This is a genomic window from Wenyingzhuangia heitensis (assembly GCF_011762155.1).
Taxonomy (GTDB): domain Bacteria; phylum Bacteroidota; class Bacteroidia; order Flavobacteriales; family Flavobacteriaceae; genus Wenyingzhuangia; species Wenyingzhuangia heitensis.
The window spans coordinates 183,211-201,699 of the sequence record NZ_JAASQL010000002.1 but is presented as its reverse complement, the minus strand read 5'-3'; the positions used below and the strand labels follow the sequence as shown (position 1 = coordinate 201,699).

The 18,489-nt window shown below is 28.7% G+C and carries 16 protein-coding genes; 2 read left to right on the top strand and 14 right to left on the bottom strand.

Features of this window, described 5'->3' with window-relative positions:
* Window positions 1-22 precede the first annotated feature (22 nt).
* Window positions 23-1,075: a putative type IX sorting system protein PorV2 gene (locus tag FHR24_RS09520; protein WP_317166194.1), complete on the top strand. Its 1,053-nt coding sequence runs from the start codon at window positions 23-25 to the stop codon at window positions 1,073-1,075.
* Window positions 1,075-2,211 (top strand): lipoprotein N-acyltransferase Lnb domain-containing protein, encoded by a 1,137-nt coding sequence (locus FHR24_RS09515; protein ID WP_167187512.1) that lies wholly within the window; start codon window positions 1,075-1,077, stop codon window positions 2,209-2,211. Before FHR24_RS09520 ends, FHR24_RS09515 begins: the two co-directional genes overlap by 1 nt.
* On the opposite strand, the gene FHR24_RS09510 is transcribed toward FHR24_RS09515, so the two are convergent.
* The 14 genes from FHR24_RS09510 to FHR24_RS09445 are packed head-to-tail and all read right to left on the bottom strand — an operon-like array spanning window position 2,198 to window position 18,488.
* On the bottom strand, window positions 2,198-3,583 hold the full coding sequence (locus FHR24_RS09510) for an exopolysaccharide biosynthesis polyprenyl glycosylphosphotransferase (RefSeq protein WP_167187509.1): 1,386 nt from the start codon (window positions 3,581-3,583) through the stop codon (window positions 2,198-2,200). The genes FHR24_RS09515 and FHR24_RS09510 overlap by 14 nt on opposite strands.
* A 30-nt stretch (window positions 3,584-3,613) precedes the next feature.
* Window positions 3,614-4,360 carry a glycosyltransferase family 2 protein gene (locus FHR24_RS09505; RefSeq protein WP_167187506.1) on the bottom strand — a complete coding sequence of 249 codons (747 nt, stop codon included), beginning with the start codon at window positions 4,358-4,360 and terminating at the stop codon, window positions 3,614-3,616.
* Window positions 4,361-4,365: 5 nt separating this feature from the next.
* The gene (locus tag FHR24_RS09500; protein WP_167187503.1) at window positions 4,366-5,649 is read right to left on the bottom strand and encodes a phenylacetate--CoA ligase family protein; all 1,284 of its coding nucleotides are present in this window, start codon (window positions 5,647-5,649) and stop codon (window positions 4,366-4,368) included.
* Between the two features lies 1 nt (window position 5,650).
* Window positions 5,651-6,661, bottom strand: coding sequence for a glycosyltransferase family 4 protein (locus tag FHR24_RS09495; protein WP_167187499.1), 1,011 nt, complete (start codon window positions 6,659-6,661; stop codon window positions 5,651-5,653).
* Between the two features lie 7 nt (window positions 6,662-6,668).
* On the bottom strand, window positions 6,669-7,985 hold the full coding sequence (locus FHR24_RS09490; RefSeq protein ID WP_167187496.1) for an O-antigen ligase family protein: 1,317 nt from the start codon (window positions 7,983-7,985) through the stop codon (window positions 6,669-6,671).
* Window positions 7,982-9,055 (bottom strand): glycosyltransferase, encoded by a 1,074-nt coding sequence (locus FHR24_RS09485; protein WP_167187493.1) that lies wholly within the window; start codon window positions 9,053-9,055, stop codon window positions 7,982-7,984. The genes FHR24_RS09490 and FHR24_RS09485 overlap by 4 nt, the downstream gene beginning before the upstream one ends.
* On the bottom strand, window positions 9,048-10,166 hold the full coding sequence (locus tag FHR24_RS09480; protein ID WP_167187490.1) for a glycosyltransferase: 1,119 nt from the start codon (window positions 10,164-10,166) through the stop codon (window positions 9,048-9,050). Before FHR24_RS09480 ends, FHR24_RS09485 begins: the two co-directional genes overlap by 8 nt.
* A complete protein-coding gene (locus FHR24_RS09475; protein WP_167187487.1) occupies window positions 10,166-11,275 on the bottom strand; it encodes a glycosyltransferase family 4 protein in 1,110 nt (369 codons plus the stop codon). The genes FHR24_RS09480 and FHR24_RS09475 overlap by 1 nt, the downstream gene beginning before the upstream one ends.
* Entirely contained in the window at window positions 11,276-12,268 is a 993-nt protein-coding gene (locus tag FHR24_RS09470; protein ID WP_167187484.1) for a glycosyltransferase family 2 protein, read from the bottom strand.
* Window positions 12,258-13,802 (bottom strand): glycosyltransferase family 2 protein, encoded by a 1,545-nt coding sequence (locus FHR24_RS09465; RefSeq protein ID WP_167187481.1) that lies wholly within the window; start codon window positions 13,800-13,802, stop codon window positions 12,258-12,260. The genes FHR24_RS09470 and FHR24_RS09465 overlap by 11 nt, the downstream gene beginning before the upstream one ends.
* A complete protein-coding gene (locus FHR24_RS09460) occupies window positions 13,799-14,935 on the bottom strand; it encodes a glycosyltransferase family 4 protein (RefSeq protein WP_167187479.1) in 1,137 nt (378 codons plus the stop codon). The genes FHR24_RS09465 and FHR24_RS09460 overlap by 4 nt, the downstream gene beginning before the upstream one ends.
* A complete protein-coding gene (locus tag FHR24_RS09455) occupies window positions 14,932-15,993 on the bottom strand; it encodes a glycosyltransferase family 4 protein (protein ID WP_167187476.1) in 1,062 nt (353 codons plus the stop codon). The genes FHR24_RS09460 and FHR24_RS09455 overlap by 4 nt, the downstream gene beginning before the upstream one ends.
* Complete coding sequence (wecB, locus tag FHR24_RS09450) at window positions 15,994-17,103, bottom strand: non-hydrolyzing UDP-N-acetylglucosamine 2-epimerase (RefSeq protein ID WP_167187473.1); 1,110 nt, start codon at window positions 17,101-17,103, stop codon at window positions 15,994-15,996.
* Window positions 17,100-18,488 carry a hypothetical protein gene (locus FHR24_RS09445; protein WP_167187470.1) on the bottom strand — a complete coding sequence of 463 codons (1,389 nt, stop codon included), beginning with the start codon at window positions 18,486-18,488 and terminating at the stop codon, window positions 17,100-17,102. The genes wecB and FHR24_RS09445 overlap by 4 nt, the downstream gene beginning before the upstream one ends.
* Between the last annotated feature and the right edge of the window lies 1 nt (window position 18,489).

The window sequence follows — 18,489 nt, the reverse complement described above, 5'->3', positions numbered from 1 at the left end:
ATACTATTTATTTATCCTAGTTGTGTTCACTAATCTAACTTCGCAAGCGCAGTTAGTTCGTAGCTATTCTAATGAGTTTTTAAACATTGGTATTGGAGCAAGAGCTATGGCTTTAAGTAAATCTGTATCTTCTTTTTCTACTGGTGTAGAGGCTGGTTATTGGAACCCTGCAGGTGTAATAACCGTACAAGATTTTGAGTTTGCAGCCATGCATAACTCGCTTTACAACGGAATTGGTAGTTACGATTATTTTGGAGCTGCTTTACCAATAGAAAGAGACGATCTTGCCATGAGTATTTCTTTAATTAGATTAGGTGTTGATGATATTTTAAACACCACAAATCTTATAGATAGTAACGGAAATATAAACTATAATAACATTAATTCATTTTCTAGTTCTGATGTTGCAGCTATTTTTAGTTTGGCTAAATCTTTTCCTAAATTACATTTAAACGTAGGTGTAAATGCAAAAATTATTAGAAGAAATATAGGAGGTTTTGCAGAAGGTAATGGTTTTGGTTTTGATGTGGGTGCCCAATACACATGGAATGGAATTAAATTTGGTGCTGTAATTCGTGATGTAACAACAACATTTACCGCTTGGACTGTAGATGATTCTATTTTTGATGACATTGCCAGTGCACAAACCACAGAAGAAGGTCAAAACCAAGAAAAACCAGAAAGCTACGAAGTGACTTTACCTAAATTTCAGATTGGAGCTTCTTATTTTAAACAATTAAATCAAAAATATTCGTTATTAACTTCTATAGATTTGATTGGTAGATTTATAGAAACTAATGATTTATTTTCCTCTAAATACGCTAGTTTTTCTCCCAACTTAGGATTAGAATTAGGTTATAAAAACAGAACTTATTTTAGAGCGGGTATAGGAAATATTCAAAAAGAAATTGATTTTGATGCTTCTGAATCTGTAAGTTTAGAGCCAAGTTTAGGTATGGGAATTGTTTTTAAAAGAATTCATTTAGACTATGCTTTAACAAATGTTGGTGCTGGTTCTGGAATAAATTATTCAAATGTATTTTCTATAAAAGTACAACTTAACGAAATGAGATAATGAAATTAACGTACGTCCTATTTTTACTCACTACTTTTTCAATTTTTTCACAAAAAAACATTCAGTTATCAAACAAAGCTCAAATTAGTATTTTAACCTGTGCTCCTGGGCAAAACGAATTGTATTCTGCATTTGGACACAGTGCTATAAGAGTACATGATATACAAAACAATTTAGACAGAGTTTACAATTATGGTACGTTTGATTTTAACACACCCAATTTTTATTTAAAATTTTGCCAAGGTAAATTGTTGTATCAAGTAAGTAGTTATGAATTTAAATATTTTCCATACACCTATTACAAAGAAAACAGATGGGTGAAGGCACAAGTATTAAATTTTACGATTGATCAAAATCAAAAAGTTTTTAATTATTTAGAGTGGAATGCATTGCCAGAAAACAAAGATTATCATTATGATTTTTTCTACGACAATTGTGCTACAAAAATGTATGAGGTAATTGAAAAAAGTGTGGGAAATATAGATTTTGACTACAGTAGTTTTCCAAAAGGATTAACTCACAGAGAACTGATTCACTTATACTTAGTGAAAAATTCTTGGGCTAAGTTTGGTATTGACTTGGCTTTAGGATCCGTGATTGATAAAAAGGCAACCTTAAAGCAATATATGTTTTTGCCCGATTATATTTATAGTGGTTTTAAAAACAGTACTATAAACGGAAAAAAAATAATTGATAAAGAAAATTATGTACTTCCAGATTACCATTTAAAACCTACTAAAACCAACTTTTTTATAAGTCCTCTATTTACATCGATTTTAGTATTGTTATTTAGTGTTTTCTCAATTATTAAAAACAACAAAAAAGGAATTACTATTATTACTATAATCTACGGAGTTCTCGGTTTGGTAATATTTAGCTTGTGGTTTTTAACAGAACACAGCACTACTAAAATAAACATGAACATATTATGGGCTAGTCCATTGTTAGTACTTTTCCCATTTGTAAAAACAAAAATAAAAAATATACTTAGCTACCTGGGAACCGTTCAGTTATTCGTCTTTTTAGTTATTGGAATCATCGGTTTTCAAGAATTTAACGTGTCTATTTATATTTTGTCAATTGCCATAACGAGTATTTACATCAAACAGATTAAAAACAAGTCTACTGCCCTTTAAAGTACAAAACAGTATTGATTGTTTTGATCACTATTTTAAAATCTAAATATAGATTTCTGTACTTTATATAATACAAATCATACCTTAACTTTTTTTGTTGTTCTTCTATCGTTGCTGCATAAGGAAACATTACTTGTGCCCAACCTGTTAAACCAGGTTTAACTACGTTTCTTATACCGTATAAAGGTATTTCTTTTTCTAGTTCTTTAACAAATTCTGGTCGTTCAGGTCTTGGACCAATCAAACTCATTTCTCCGTTTAAAATATTCCAAAACTGAGGAATTTCATCTAACCTAGTTTTTCTTAAAAACTTACCAAATTTTGTAATTCTACTATCATTTTGTACCGCCCACTGTGCACCATTCTTTTCAGCATTGGTCACCATACTTCTTAGTTTGATAATATTAAAGTTTTTTCCTTTACGTCCCACTCTTTCTTGTTTGTAAAAAAGAGCTCCTCTATTTCCTATTAAATTTCCTAATATAATTAAAGGTAAAAACAATACTAAAAATAATAAGCCACCTATACCTGCAAAAATATCTAACAACCTTAATACCGCTAAATACAATCTATTTTCATGATTCTCACTAAAATTGAAGTATTTATAAAAATACTCTGTCAAGTTGTTTTCTGGAACACATTGCGTTATTTTTTCTATGTAATCTTCGTAATTTACAATATTAATTCCTTGCTCAAAAACACGTACTAGTTTTTGATTTAACGCCTCTATACTATCTTTAGAAAATCCCTTTAATGATATTACAATTTCTTTCACATCATTTTCCTCTATCACTTTGTTTATATCTGTTCTGTTAACATCTAAAAAAACCTGATTTTCTAGTGTTTCATTTTCTGAAATATACCCTACAACTGCATTATCTCTAGCGTAGAGACCTGCATTTAAATACATGTCTGATAATACTTCTTTTTCACCACTTACGAAAAGAATATGTTTGTAGAACTGTTTTTTAGAAATTGTGAAAATGTAAATATTTCTCCATATAAAAACAGAAATAAATATAGTCACAAAAAATATTAGAATTTCTATTCTGTTAGCAGGAAGTACTGGTGTTAAAATAGGTGTATACAAGTATTGTAATACACAAACACATGTGGTTATAAATAAGTTTCTAACAGTTTGAAATCTACTGGCAGAATCTCTTAAATTAAACAATTGAAACACTTGAGCCCATACTAAGTAATAAGCTATTAAAACTCCAGTGTTTGTAGATATTGGAGCCTGTACTACATTTAAGTATTTAAGATTAAAAAACAGATTTGAAAACATTAACCCTAGACCTATAAACAAAACATCTATAATTCTAAGTAATACAATTCTTTCTGATAAATATAATTTTGTTTTTAAGGCCATATTATGTGGTTCTTTTGTAAATATAATGAATTACCTATGTAATAATTTATTATAAACATTATATAAAACATAATAAATAGATACGATGATACTTTTCTTTTCAACTTGTCTGAATAACAACCAATTCCATTTTAACATTTCTGTTTTTTTAGCAGATAACGATGTGTTTCTTATTCTATAAACCGCTAAAACATCACCTAAACCGTATGCATATGGTGTTGTTTTTAAAATTTTTAACCACAATGCATAATCTTGTCTTTTTCTAATAAGGGGCATGTATATTTTTCCTAGAATATTTTTATTGTATACGGCTGTTAAGCAACCAATTTTATTAGCCCCAAGCATGTCTTTATAATTAACACGTTGTAATACTATTACAGTTTGATTTAATAAAACGCTATCTTCTGTCATTCTTTGATAAGAGGTATAAGATATTGGATAATTATTGATTTCCATAAAATCAATCTGTTTTTCAAGTTTTTGTGGAGACCAAACATCATCACTATCTAAAAATGCAATATAATCACCATTCGATAGTTTTATGGAATGATTACGTGCAACAGCAGCACCACCATTTTTAATTGTATACAACTGTATTCTATCATCTTTATCTGCAAAACTTTGAATTATGCTAATTGAATTGTCTATAGAACCATCATCTGTTATTAACAATTCCCAGTTTTGATACGTTTGATTAAGAACACTGTGTATTGTTTCTGTTATAAATTTTTCAGAATTATAGCACGGTGTAATAATAGAAACTAAGGGTTGTTGCATCATATTTACAATGTAGAAATAAAACTTTTAAATTTCCCTTTAGAATTGTCAAATTTAACTTTGTCTTTTATAGTGACGTCTATATCCTCTTTAAAATATTTTTTAATTTCATTGTTTACAATTGTTAATTCCTTTGGTGTTAATTCTTGTCCTATCTTAAACTCTAAAAAACCTTTGTTATTTTGAAGTACCTGATAACTTAATTTTAAGTTATCATTTTTTAAAATATTTTTAAAAATATAATAAAATGAAAAACTAGGATATATTTCGTTTTTCCCATAAACATTTTCTCCTACTCTACCTGTAATATCATTTAATATCCTATGTTCTTTTCCACAAGAACATGTATTGTTTTTAGGTGCTAATTCTATATAATCCCCTAATTTGTATCTTATTATTGGAAAAGATTTCATTTGTAAGTTAGTAACAATTACTTCTCCTTCAATCTCTTCTACCAAACATCCTTCCATATTTATGTGCATATTACCTTCTGGACACTCAAATGCAATAATTCCCGACTCAGTAGCTCCATATTCACTAATCATCTTTAGCCCAAACGCTTTTTGAACTTCTTCTTGATAAACTTCAAATATTTTTTCGCTAGTCCCTTTAATCATTTTTAGTTTTTGGGGTGTCTCTAGCTTTTGTTCATTTATTAATTTAGCTGTTTGATATAACATAGAAGAATATCCATGAATGTATTTTACTTTTTTTAATCTCTTAATAAAAGGTAAAAAAGATTTTTTATTGTAACTAAAAACTCGAAATCTATTTTGAATAAAATCTAAAAATCTAGTTTTAATTTTATCTTTTAACGAAAAATTAAAACCCCAAAAATAAGCATTTCTATCCCATGGTTTTATACCATACCAACTATATCCTCTAAAGATAGAGGCCCTATTAAAAGAGTCTGCGCTCTCTTCCCTTAAAAAACTTAACGATTTACCTGTAGTTCCAGATGTAATTGCTTTTAATGTTTTTTTAAAAACATATTTTGTATGTATCTCATTAATATTGTTAAGTAGCGTTTGTTTTTCTAAAATAGGAATTTTGGTAATATCATCTAAACTTTTTATTTCTTTTAAATCTACATTATTTTTATCAAAATACTCTTTGTAAAAAGGAGAATATTGATAAGCAAACAACAACAATTCTTTTAGTTTTTTTAATTGATAAGATTCTAACTCATCAATTGACCAAGATTGTGTTTTGTTTAAAAAAGAAATCCATTTATTTAAAGATGGATTTCTAGTTTTAACCCCGATTTTGTATATAATTTTATGCAACATATTATTTTAAAATCTTAATCCATTTTTCTTTTACATTTTCCCAATCTAGCAACACTGCTTTTTCTCTACCTTTTTTTGATAATTGATTGGTTAAATCTTCATTTTCTAATAAATCAATTATATGTGTATACATTTGATTTACATCATTTTTGTCTACTAATAACCCATCTATTTTATCAGACACCAAGTAAGGAACTCCCCCAACGTTAGTAGATACAATAGGCAGTCCTAACGCCATCGTTTCTATTAAACTTACAGGTGTATTATCTACATTGGTAGTATTTATAAAAATATCATAATCTTTTGACAAGCTGTGCCAATCCTCTTTAGGTAGAACCCCTGTTATTTTAACATTATTTTGTAAATTATTAAGTTCTATTTCCTTTAAAACCTCTGACAAAATTCCATCTCTATTGGGTCCTACCATACAAAGTTTTGCGTTTGGATATATTCTAAAAACTTTTTTAAAAACTTTTATAGCCATTAAAGGATTGTAAATACTTGCAAAAGCTCTCACATATAATATTTTGGGTTCTATTTTTTTTCTTTCTTTAAAAGGGTATTCATTAATATCTATAGTATTAGGAATTAATAAAACCTTAAAATTTCTTTTTTCAAACTCATACTTTAAATAGTTAGAAGGTGAAACGTTATATTCTGAATTTTTAAAAATCAAATTACTCAATAAAAAAGAACGATCTAGTCTACTAGGTAAATTTCCTCCATGTAAAATAGGAATATATTTTAATCTAAATAACCTAGATATTTGCGAACAAATAAAAGCAAAATAAAAAGCATTGGTACTAAAAGTATCAATCAATACGTAGTCTACTTTATGTCTGTATTTTAAAATATAATAGATCATATCTAATAACCTAAGCAACTGTTTTTTTTGAGTAGAAGCAGTAAAAACAGTATAACCTTCTTTACGTAAATTTATTTTTAAAGTTGCATATGCACTATGGTATTTTGATGCTTTAGACAAGTCGTTTCCTAAATATAGTATTCTCATAAGTAGTCTATTTATCCCTTTTAACTACATTAATCAAACTTAACCCATAAATAAATCCGGGAAAAGCAACCCGCATAGCAGAGTGATTGATGGTTAAAAACCAAATACTAGCAAACGCTATTACAAAACCTTTAAAGTAGAGTGGTTGTTCAAAAAAGTTAATAGTAGAAGCAAAAAAAAGTAATAACAAAGCAAATAAACCTATCAACCCATGTTCTTCTAACAGTCGACTCATTTCGTTATGAGATGCTGCAGTTACATGTCCTCCCTCTTCTTCTATTCGCATATATTTACCAGAGCCTACTCCAATTCCAAAAATTGGGTTGTCCATAAATGTTTCTAATTGATTTTCAAAAATATCTACACGTCCAGAGGATATATCTTCTTTCTGAACTCCCTTTGCATTTTTACCTAAATATCTATTCTCTAGCATTCCTCCTGTTATATTAGTACTATATATCCATACAGACACCAAAAAAAACAACATCATTCCCATGTACTTTAATATAGATGATATTTTACCTCTTGAATATAAATAAAATACCGAAAGTAATACAAAAGCAATAAAACCAGTTAAAATACCTCCTCTAGAAAAAGTTAATAAACCTCTATAAATTAAATAAAACAATAATAAAATATCAATTGCTAAATAACCGGATACTTTTTCTTTTACTAACAATAAAGTAGCCAATATAAAAATTCCATAACCTAAAGCAGTTGCTACTTGATTAGGTCCAAAACCACCAGAAGTGCTATAATTAGCTGAAGAACCAAACGTAATTTCTTTTAGGCTCGGTGTTCTAAAATACAATAGAACCAACATAGATAATACTGGTAGCAAAGAGAAAAATAATATTTCTTTAAAGCGTTCATAATCTACATCTCTTTTGTAAAAATACATAGCTGCTACTCCCAAAGTAATAGGGCCACTTAAATTAAAAACCACTGCTTTTCTAATAGAGTACCCTACAGGAATGTTAGAAAAAGTGACACCAACTAACAATAAAAAAATATACATTAAAAAAACAATGGGAACTCCTTTGTGTTTTTCTTCAATTATTAATCCTAAAAAAAGAAGTAACATAGTTACGTATTTACCCATTTCCCAAAAAACAGCACCACCTGTCATTCTCATTAATACTTCTGCACTTACAAAATAAGCTGCCCATAAAAAAGATTGATTGTTCTTGTTTTTAGTCGCATAAATATCAAACAAAGCATATACTAAAATTCCTATAGCAACTAACTTAGGAACTATAGATATGGTTAAGAAAAAACCTGCAAACAAATGGATTCCTACAAGTAAGGTTCTATTTTTTATCATTGATTGTATACACTTAATAGATTGGTAAAGTAAGAACTTTTAGAGTAATTCTCATCAATATGGTGTTGGAATTTCTGCCCCACCTCTTTTCTAAAGTTATTATTTATGATATACTTTTCTAACGCTAAAGACAGATTTTTGCTATTTTGCTTTTCAACAACTAACCCATTATCTCCAACTACATTTTTACACTCTCCCACATTTGTTACTACCACAGGCAAGCCCGCTAGACCATACTCTAATAAACTTAAAGGCAAACCTTCAGACTTTGATGATAATACACCTATACTTGCTTGTGTTAAGACATTTTTCACATCTAAACAGGCATTGTAAATAAATACTGATGATTTTAAATTATTGTCTTCAATAAAATTCTGAACCCCTTTAAAACAAGTATCTTTTTGATGATTCCCAATCAAATGTAATGTCCAGTCTGGATATTTATTTTTAATAAACACAAAAGATTTCAGTAAATTTAAATGATCTTTTTGAGGTCTAAACGCTGCCAAACATATAATTCTTTTTCCTTCTACTCCTTTTAGCTGAGTTACGAGATTTATGTCTATTAATTCAGAAAAATTAGCTAAATAATTTACATCTTTTGTATGTAAATTATCTTTAGCCCACTTGTATAGTATTTGATTTACTGATAGTATCGACTTAAAAAGCAAAGAACCTAGTTTTAAAAAAAATGTTTTCCTTTTTTCTATTTCATTGGCTTTCCCATAATGATCGTGCCAAATAACTCGAATACTAGGAGTTATTATCTTAATTAAGATCGCAATAAAAAAAGAAGAAGAATGTGCATGAATAATTTCTATGTGATGTTTTTTAATATATTTTTTTAAATTTAAAACAGCTCTTACATCAACACTTCCTTTTTTCTTTAGAAATAAATAACCTACAGAATCTTTAATTTTTTGCTTTAACAATCCTTCCTGTCTCGTCACACAAATATGAGAGTTTATACTTTTATCATCAAGCCCATTGGCTATATTAACCGCCATCATTTCTGCTCCCCCCACTGCTAGAGAGTCTATAATTTGTATAACATTTAATTTTTTAGGCATCTAAGATTTTTTTCAACTCATTCTCAAACTTTTCTAACGTATATTCTCTGGACCAATCTTTTGCATTTTGAGTATGGTCTAGATACATGTCTTTATTTTTAATGTAACTCTCTATAGCACTTACAACCTCATCAATCTTGGAGTTTACTACCTGTCCTCTAGTATTATTCCCCAACATATAAGGAACACAAGACACCTTAGTTGTAATAGGCAAACATTCCCAAAACATCGCTTCTGCCACTACTTTTGGCCAGCCTTCTGATTTTGATATAAAAATAAGAAAATGAGATTGCTGAAAAGCTGATTTTACTACATCTTTAGCAACATTACCATGTAATATAACGTTCTCTTCTAATTTATTTATTTTTATATATTCTTCTACCTCAGTTCTTTTAATTCCATCTCCATAAATATTCAAGACAACATTGTAGCCTTTTTGTATAAGTTGATGAGTTGATTTTACACTAATTAATGGCTGTTTACCTACTGTTAATCCTCCTACAAAAATTAAGTTAATTTGTCCTGTTAACTCTTTTTTAGAGATCTCTACGATTTCATTTTGATGGTAACTTGCCGTAAAAAATGGAATTATGTTTTTAGATTGATTTGGCCAATCTCCGTAGACCAATACTTTAATGTTTTTTGTTAAATAAGTATTACTTAATAACCATTTCTGAACTCTATAAGTAACCGGTTGTTTACTTTCTGGATCCCAATTCCCTGCATATTTAGCCGTTTTGGGTTTTAAGGGAAATAAAATCTGTACCAAACACCCTAACAAACCAATATTACCAGGACAACGTAAATGAATGTGATTTACTTCTTTCATGACCTTATATATTATCCAACATATTTTTGGGATAACAAACAAAGATCTTATTAAATTCTTAAAAGTAGTAATATCAAAATTAGGGATTGGAACTACTCTTATTTTGGTATGCTTATATGAAACTTCTATGTCGGTGATTTTCTCTTTAGAAACTGGAGCAACAATTAAAACTTCATCTACATAGCTTGCCCACAAATTCATTTCACGAACATAGGGTTCATAAGCATAAATTTGTCCATCTTTTATTTTATGAACAGCATGTGTAATGATTCCAAATTTCATTAAAAACTATTTATTATTTTTATAATTTCTTTATGATAGTTTTCTATACTAAACTTTTCTTCATATAAAGCTCTTGCTTGAATATTCATTTTATCATGTTTTCCTTTAGAAATTTCTTCAAAGGCTTTTATTAAACTAGTTTCGTTAGGTAAAATGACAATACTATTTACATTATCCAAACAATATTTAGATAATCCTGTCGTATTAGAAATAATAATTGGAATACCATTCATTAACGATTCAAGACCAACGGTTGGTAAATTATCTGAAAGTGATGGTATAATTGTATAATCACCTTTTGATAAAAAATCATCTACTTGATGATAAGATATCCCTCCTAAAAAATTTATAAATGAAAATTGATTACTTATTTTTTTAACTTCTTGAGACAATTGTCCTGTACCAGCAATGGACAAAGTCATTATTTTGTTTGGATTTCGTTTTTTAAATTCTATAAATGAAGCGATTAATACTTTTACATTTTTAGAAGGATCCAAACGACCTAAGTAATTTATTTGTATTCCTTCTTTTTGTAAATTACTTGAAACATTATTATTTTTTCGATCCTCAATTGCATTTAAGACAACTTTAGTTTTATTTAAATTTACACCAAATGTTCTAATAATATCTTTTTTTGATAATTCTGATGGACATATGAATATGTCTATAAATAATTTAAAAAATATTTTTTTTCTTGTTTTTTTAAACTTATACTTTAAACTATTAGATCGTAAATCACTTAAAATTTGAGATGAAAGTGTATGGTAGTAAACAAAACATTTGGTTTTCCCTAATGATAATATTTTAGAAACCATAGTTGAAATATTTGCTCCTACAAAATGACCGATAACATAATTTGGTTGGTGCTTTTTATATATTTTAATAAACCAAAAAAAATCTTTTAACCCTGTTGGTCTATCTATAGAGCTCCAAGATGTAATAATTAATTCTCCCTTTTTATTTATTATTATTTTTTCTTCTTTGAAATAAGGTTTATGAGAAATAAAAACGACTTTAAAACCATTATTTGAGAGATAATTAGCTAACTCAAAACTCATATAAGCAAATGATTTCTTAGAATAATTATGGGCAATTAAAATAGTTTTCATTTATTGTTCTACTTTTGGTTTGTTAAAAATTAAAGATAATAGCCCCATAAATCTCCCTAACGATTCTGTAAAAGCTTCTTTTCTTTTAGTTGTTGTAAAAACATTCACAAATCGTAATAGCATCAATACAATAGCAATAGCGTTCCATTTAATACGAGCATTTATGCTAGGATTTTCATATTTTACTATCCAAACATACCAACCATTTCGGGTCACCATTTTTCCGTAGTTAAACTTATTGGGTCTTCCTGCAGCATCGTGATGGTGTTCTAATCTAGCAGCTGTGTTTATATAAATTTTTCCTTTTTTTGCCAATCGTAAAGAAAAATCTGCATCTTCATACAAACCATAACCTTCAAAATATTTTGAAAAAGACAATTCTTTAAAAATTTCTTTTCTGTAAGATGCTACTCCTCCCATAATTTGCTCTACAGGATATACTTTGTTACTTGGTGGTAAAAAACCAACAGAACGACCGTTAGAAAATTTGGGCATCCAACCTGGAGGAGTATTATCTAACAACCCTAATTTTTTACGCAACTTAAATCTAGAACCTTCTTTTCGTACCCAACCATCGTAAAAAAATTCACTTGTATTAGCGCTCTCTTTTTGTTTCCATTCAATTTCATTCACAATATATCCTCCAACAGCCAAAGCTTCTGGGTAGGTTACATAGGTGCTTATTATATTTTTAAAATAATCCTGCTCTAACAAAGTATCATCATCTAAAAAACAAACAATATCTATGTCTTTATTAACATGTTTAATTCCCAAATTACGTTGTCTTGTTAAACCTCTTTCTTCAGGAGTCACTTTATAATAAGTTAAATTCTCAAAAAAATTAACCTCTAATATTTCTTCGGTTAAATTATTAGAAGAACCATCAATTATTAAAATTTCATTCGGATATAAACTTTGAGTTGCAACCGTTTTTAACAGCTTTAACAAAGCTGTGGGTCGCATATAGGTACAAATTATAAGACTAAACTTCATGTTCCATTAATTTAGTTCCCCATTTCACACTCATTTCCCAACGTTGTTTAAAGTTTTTAAAATACTTATATGGATCTTTAATTGTTTGGTTATTATAAAATTTCACACCTAACAAAAACTTATAACCTTGTAATTGTTCTTTTGTTAAATGTTTTAAATTATAAGCCATTACTGTTGGAGATGGTTTGGGTTGTATAAATTCTTTTTCCCATTTAGTAGAAACCTTTGCTCTAAAACCACCTACTGGGGCTTTTAAGTGTAGCATACTTATTTGGGGAACATTTACTATTTCATCTCCATTATTTCTTAACTGCATTCCAAAATCACTATCCTCACCATAACCAAATTCGTGTTCTTTTTTAAAACTAACTTCTTTCAATAAACTTGCTTTTACAATACTCGTTCCTGAACCAAAATGTTCGCTTTGGATTATCATTATTTTTTTTTGCTCCTCTTTTTCTTGTAAACAACTCATCACAATACAATTAGTTCCTAAGTCATTTATTTTATGATATGATTTCTCCAATAAATTTTCTTTAAACCTTATATCATCATCCGCAAAAAACACCCAATTAGAAGTTACTCTAGACAGCGCTATATTTCTGGCGTTACAAGCTCCCAATTGATGCGTAAATGTATGATCAATTTCAAAAGGCCAATCATTATTCAAATAATCCAATTCAGACACTGAATTTTCTTCTCCATTCTGTTCAACAATAATTACCTTTTTAGGTAAAATAATTTGTGTTGATAAATCTAACAGAACATTATACAAATGCTCTTTACGACCAAGTGTTGGTATTAAAACATCTATCGTAAAATGCTCTCTCCTCTCCTTTTCTTTTATAGACTGAATTTTTATGTCTTTAAAATTAACACCAGCTCTTTTTGGTCTTATTACAAAAAAACTAACTAGCAAACTTTTTAAACAAAATTTATTTTGATTATACATCAACAGAAAAAACAAAATAAAAACCCACTGAACCTTATAATGTCTTTTTACAAATTTAAATAGCTCTGTATTTGTTGTTCTATCATCTGATTGAACAATAGCTAACTGATCTATTATTAATTTTGGTTCTGAGTAACAAAACAAACCTTTTGGCATACTCAATTTTGCAAAACTAGATAAAAACATATCAAAAGACTGAGATATTTTCACAATATCTTTTGATTGCTGTAATACACTTGCATAAACACCACCAATATCACCAGACATAATCCAAGTAGGGTATTGAACGTCTTTTTTAACATTGATAAAACAGTGTTGATCTACATATCCAATATTATCGGAAACTGAACTATTACCATAGCTAGCAAAAATTAGTTCATGATGAAAAACAGAGCTAATCTCTCTATAGTTAATATTATTTTTTAATTCTAGAAGACACCACAATAATAATTCTTTAGGGTGTTCATTTGACAATTTATACAAAGACTCCTGAACTGTTTTTTCTTTACAAACAATTTCTGAATTTGTAATTGTATTTATGTACTTGACGGGCTTGATCCCGTCATGAAGAAGAACAATCATAATAAATTACTATATAATTTAATATTTTTTAGAACAGCCTCTTTCATATCAAACTCATTTATAATTCTTTTTCTTGCTTCTTTTGCCATCTCCAACGCTTTTTCTTTATTATGTAACAAAGCTAAAGTTTTAGTTGTAAAATCTTCTGTATTTATTGGATTTACTGTGTAACCAGTATCATTATCTATCATTAATTCTTTTGCCCAACCAATATTAGAGGTTATCAACTTTTTTTCTAAGGCCATGGCCTCTAACCAGGTCATAGGAAAAGCCTCTGCAAAGCTTGGTAATATAATTACTTCAGCTTTTTGTAAATAAGTTATCACCTGTTTATAAGGAACTGAATTGATAAAAGTCGTATTATTCAATGCCTTTTCTGTCAACAAACATTTTATTATATCAATAGTTGATTGTTTTGTGAACACATCTTTATTATCTCTTCCTAAAAATGTTAACGTTACCTCTGGATCTTGTTTTACAATATTATTAAAAGCTTTGGCAATTTCTAAAACTCCTTTTTTACGAACTATAGTTCCAAAATATAACAAAGATTTTGGCTTCATTTGTTGATGATTTGGAGTAAATAATGCTGTATCGATTGCATTGTGAACAACATCAATATTCTTATTTAACTTAAACAGCTCTTGTGTTTTTTCTGCTACAAATTTGCTAACTCCAACAATTTTATCTGCAGTTAGTAAAGCTCGTTTTTCAAAAAACTTGTTTTTAGCTTTTACAGGTCTGTTTTCTAAATCACAAAAATAAGTATCAGAACCATGTAACCTAATTAATAAAAGGCACTTAAACGTCATAAAAGCAGTAAAACCTGTCCATTCTGGTGCTTCTATTATTTGTATATTTTTTTGCTTAATAACTTTATTTACATAGTTGTTAAAATATCGCCTATTGGTAATCCAAGTAATCCCTTTAACAACTTTCTTTTGTACCAAATGAATTTCTACTCCGTTCTCTACGAATGTATTTTCTGTGGATTGACTATGAACAAAAACGGTTACCTCACAGTTATTTTTTACCAACTGCTCTGCAATATTTTTAGTAAAAGTTCCAATACCACCAATATTTCCTTTAAAACTAGCAATAGGATATTCTGGAGTGATGAAAGCTAACCTCATGGCAATAAGTTTATATGATTCGTTACCATTTTGGTCAAATGAAATTCTTGTACAATTAAATCCGATGTATTCTCTGTAATGTTATTTTCTCCCGTAATAATATTCTCTAAAATAGCAGCCAATGCTTTGCAATCTCCAGGATTGTATATGTAACCATTTTTATTATTTTCTACAACCTCTAAGTTTCCTCCAACTGTGGTTGTAATTACAGGAATGTTAGCAGATAAACTTTCTAAAATTGACAAACTAAAACACTCCATATAGGTTGGCTGAATCATGTAACGATAGTTACAAAACAATTCATTTAATTTAGAAGAACTCCCTTTTAATGTAATAACCTTTTGTAACTTATATTCTTTAGTGAGTCTTTCCAATTCTTCTTTAGAGGCTCCTTCTCCATATATATCAACAACAACGTCTTCTAACAATTCAGGATTCATATAGCTTAAAGCTTTTAATAAGTCTTGAATCCCTTTTGAAGGTCTTAAATGTGAAGCGACAATAAACTTGTTTTTATTTTCTTGTGTTCTTTTCACAAAAACATCGGTGTCAATTCCATTATAAACAACTTTGGTTTTCTTTTTTAAAAACTGACCGTAATCATTTAAAATATGATTCACTGTATATTGCGAAACTCCTATAAACTGATGAATAAACTTGCTATACAAAACTCCTTCTAACCTTTTTTTAATTCTCTTTTTTAAAGAAAACCCATCCAATGGTCTTGGGTTATGATCTACCGAAATTACATATGAATCAGGATTATGTAGATAAATATTTTTATAAAATTTAGTACAGAGTTCTGTAAAATGAGTAATCACTACATCATAACTATGATGGCTAACAACTTCTATAAACTTTTTCTCTACCGATGTATTATTTGCGCTATAAATAGTAAGTTCTTTATAAAAATCAAAAGCAGTATAATCTGTAAAAAACCAGTCTACTATATACCCTTTCTTTTTTAATTGTTCATCGAACAATTTAAAAAAGCGATCCATTCCACCAATTCGGTCGGGTTTTAATATATAATTACAAACAATCGCTACTTTTTTCATTTAAATTGACTTTAAAGCATTTACAATTTGTACGGCTGCAGTTCCATCTCCATAAGGATTTATATTCCCAATCATAGTGTTGTACGCATTCATATTATCTAACAAAACAACAGCTTCTTTTATTATTTTTTCTTGATTGGTTCCTACTAATTTTACTGTGCCTTCTAATACAGCTTCTTGTCTTTCCGTAACTTCTCTTGTTACTAATACAGGTTTTTTTAAAGAGGGAGCTTCTTCTTGCACTCCACCACTATCTGTAATAATTAAGTAAGATTGATTTAGCAACCAAATAAAAGCTTCATAATCTAAAGGAGCAATCAATAATATATTTTTATGATTGCCTAAGGTATCATACACCGCTTTTTGTACGTTTGGATTTAAATGAACAGGATATATGATTTGAACATCATCTCGGTCTGCTAATTGTTTTAAAGCATTACAGAATTCATAAAACTTATTTCCAAAATTTTCTCTTCTATGCCCCGTTACTACAATTATTTTTTTTGATGTATCTACAAATTGTTTTATTTCGTTAATATCTTCCCTATCTTCATTTACATGTTTTATTCCCCACAACAAGGCATCAATCACCGTGTTACCTGTTACATGAATATCCTGTTCATTTACTTTTTCATTCAGCAAGTTCTGAGCAGATTGTTGGGTAGGAGCAAAATGAATATCTGCAATTCTACCTGTAATTTGTCTATTAATTTCCTCAGGAAATGGAGCGAATTTATTGTAGGTTCTTAAACCTGCTTCTACATGTCCAACTTTAATTCCTTTGTGAAATGCTGCCAAAGCTACCATACTACTTGTAGAGGTATCTCCATGAACCAAAACCAAATTTGGTTGAAACTCTGACAATACAAGATCTATAGCTGTTAAAATTCTTGAACTCAATTCATTTAAAGACTGATTGGCTTTCATTAAATCCAAATCATAATCTGGAGTAATTTTAAAAAAAGACAATACCTGATCTAACATTTCTCTATGCTGAGCTGTTACACAAACTTTGGTATTAAATTCATTCGTTTTTTGTAATTCCTTTACCAAAGGAGCCATTTTAATAGCTTCTGGTCTTGTTCCAAAAACAACTAATATTTTTTTCATGCTAGTTCCTTTAACGCTTTTACAATTCTTTCACTAGTTCCTGGTAAAGGAGCTCCTATTTCTAAATCTAATAATTGCTTTCTTTCCTGTTTTCTCAAACTAGGTTGTTCAATAGCTTCTTGTATAAATTGATGTAGTTCTACCTCATTTTTAGCAATGGTTACAGCTTTACTTGATACAACATATTTGTAATGAATATAATTCAAAAACTTTTGATCATTATACAAACCATTTTCATTATTTCCAAAAACTGTATTCACCACAGGTTTATCAAACAACATAAAGTCTAAGCTCATAGTAGATAACATATTTACATTCAAATCTGTATACAGTAATATTGCTTTTAAATCTTTTACATCTTCTACAGAGGGTAAACGTTGAGACCATGCTTCTGCATGATCTTCTCTAGACAAAAACCATTTAGGAAAATTCCATACAATTTCTGGAAATTCATTTTTTAAGCTTTCAAATCTCTTTCCATCTTCTGCAGGTGATGTTCTTATTAATAATTGTATATCACTTCTATTTTTTAAATAACTTAAAACAGCTCTAATGTGAATCTCATCATTTTTACCAATACCTGCATCTGCACAACTATAACATATAATTTTTTTATTAGAATCTAACTTAAATTTTTCTAGAAATTCTTGTTTTGTTATAGTGTACCTATCTAATACATAAGGCTCAAATTGTGGAGTCCCAACAACTTTTATTTTATTTTTATCAGTATAAGGATAATAAACAGACATTTCTTTTTGCATTAGCTTACTCCATACTAAATACCCATCAAAAGAACCTAACATTCTTCCTTTTGATGCCAAATTATCCCAACTAAATATAAATGCAGAAGTTTCTATTTTTAATTCTTTAGCTGCTGCTAAAAAAGGAGCTAAATATGGAGGTCTTTGATGTGTGAAAAATAATTGGTTTGGCTTATGATCTGCCAATATGTTTTTGTATTCTATATATGTTTTATCATTCTTAAAAGCGTTAAACTGAAGCTTTTCATAAAATTGAATTATTTTCTCTGAATGAAAAAATGATGTGATTTTATAAACTAATTTTATTATTAGACTTCTATTTGAATTAGAAACAGGATAACCTCTTTCTAAGTTGCTATTAATCCCGTAAGAAGTTCTATGTAAAAACATGTGAGCTACTTCTTTCAGTTTTCTATAAAACCAGACTTTTTTAGTTTCCTTATATTGTTTTAAATCAAAAACCTTAATGTTTTCAGGAATCAGAGAATCATTATAACATTTTGCAGGTATTCCAGAATAAATATTTACTTCATCATATTTTTTTGAAATTTCTACTAAAAAGTCACTCATCACAAAATTTCTATACCCAACTCCATCTGTAATTACAATACCTATTCTTTTCATC

Coding starts and splice junctions, on each gene's coding strand:
- FHR24_RS09480 (WP_167187490.1), bottom strand. CDS start 10,166: ATGAAATTTGGAATCATTACACATGCTGTTCATAAAATAAAAGATGGA.
- FHR24_RS09445 (WP_167187470.1), bottom strand. CDS start 18,488: ATGAAAAGAATAGGTATTGTAATTACAGATGGAGTTGGGTATAGAAAT.
- FHR24_RS09495 (WP_167187499.1), bottom strand. CDS start 6,661: ATGAGAATACTATATTTAGGAAACGACTTGTCTAAAGCATCAAAATAC.
- FHR24_RS09470 (WP_167187484.1), bottom strand. CDS start 12,268: ATGAAGTTTAGTCTTATAATTTGTACCTATATGCGACCCACAGCTTTG.
- FHR24_RS09515 (WP_167187512.1), top strand. CDS start 1,075: ATGAAATTAACGTACGTCCTATTTTTACTCACTACTTTTTCAATTTTT.
- FHR24_RS09475 (WP_167187487.1), bottom strand. CDS start 11,275: ATGAAAACTATTTTAATTGCCCATAATTATTCTAAGAAATCATTTGCT.
- FHR24_RS09490 (WP_167187496.1), bottom strand. CDS start 7,985: ATGATAAAAAATAGAACCTTACTTGTAGGAATCCATTTGTTTGCAGGT.
- FHR24_RS09465 (WP_167187481.1), bottom strand. CDS start 13,802: ATGATTGTTCTTCTTCATGACGGGATCAAGCCCGTCAAGTACATAAAT.
- FHR24_RS09500 (WP_167187503.1), bottom strand. CDS start 5,649: ATGTTGCATAAAATTATATACAAAATCGGGGTTAAAACTAGAAATCCA.
- FHR24_RS09505 (WP_167187506.1), bottom strand. CDS start 4,360: ATGCAACAACCCTTAGTTTCTATTATTACACCGTGCTATAATTCTGAA.
- FHR24_RS09510 (WP_167187509.1), bottom strand. CDS start 3,583: ATGGCCTTAAAAACAAAATTATATTTATCAGAAAGAATTGTATTACTT.
- FHR24_RS09460 (WP_167187479.1), bottom strand. CDS start 14,935: ATGAGGTTAGCTTTCATCACTCCAGAATATCCTATTGCTAGTTTTAAA.
- wecB (WP_167187473.1), bottom strand. CDS start 17,103: ATGAAAAAAATATTAGTTGTTTTTGGAACAAGACCAGAAGCTATTAAA.
- FHR24_RS09485 (WP_167187493.1), bottom strand. CDS start 9,055: ATGCCTAAAAAATTAAATGTTATACAAATTATAGACTCTCTAGCAGTG.
- FHR24_RS09455 (WP_167187476.1), bottom strand. CDS start 15,993: ATGAAAAAAGTAGCGATTGTTTGTAATTATATATTAAAACCCGACCGA.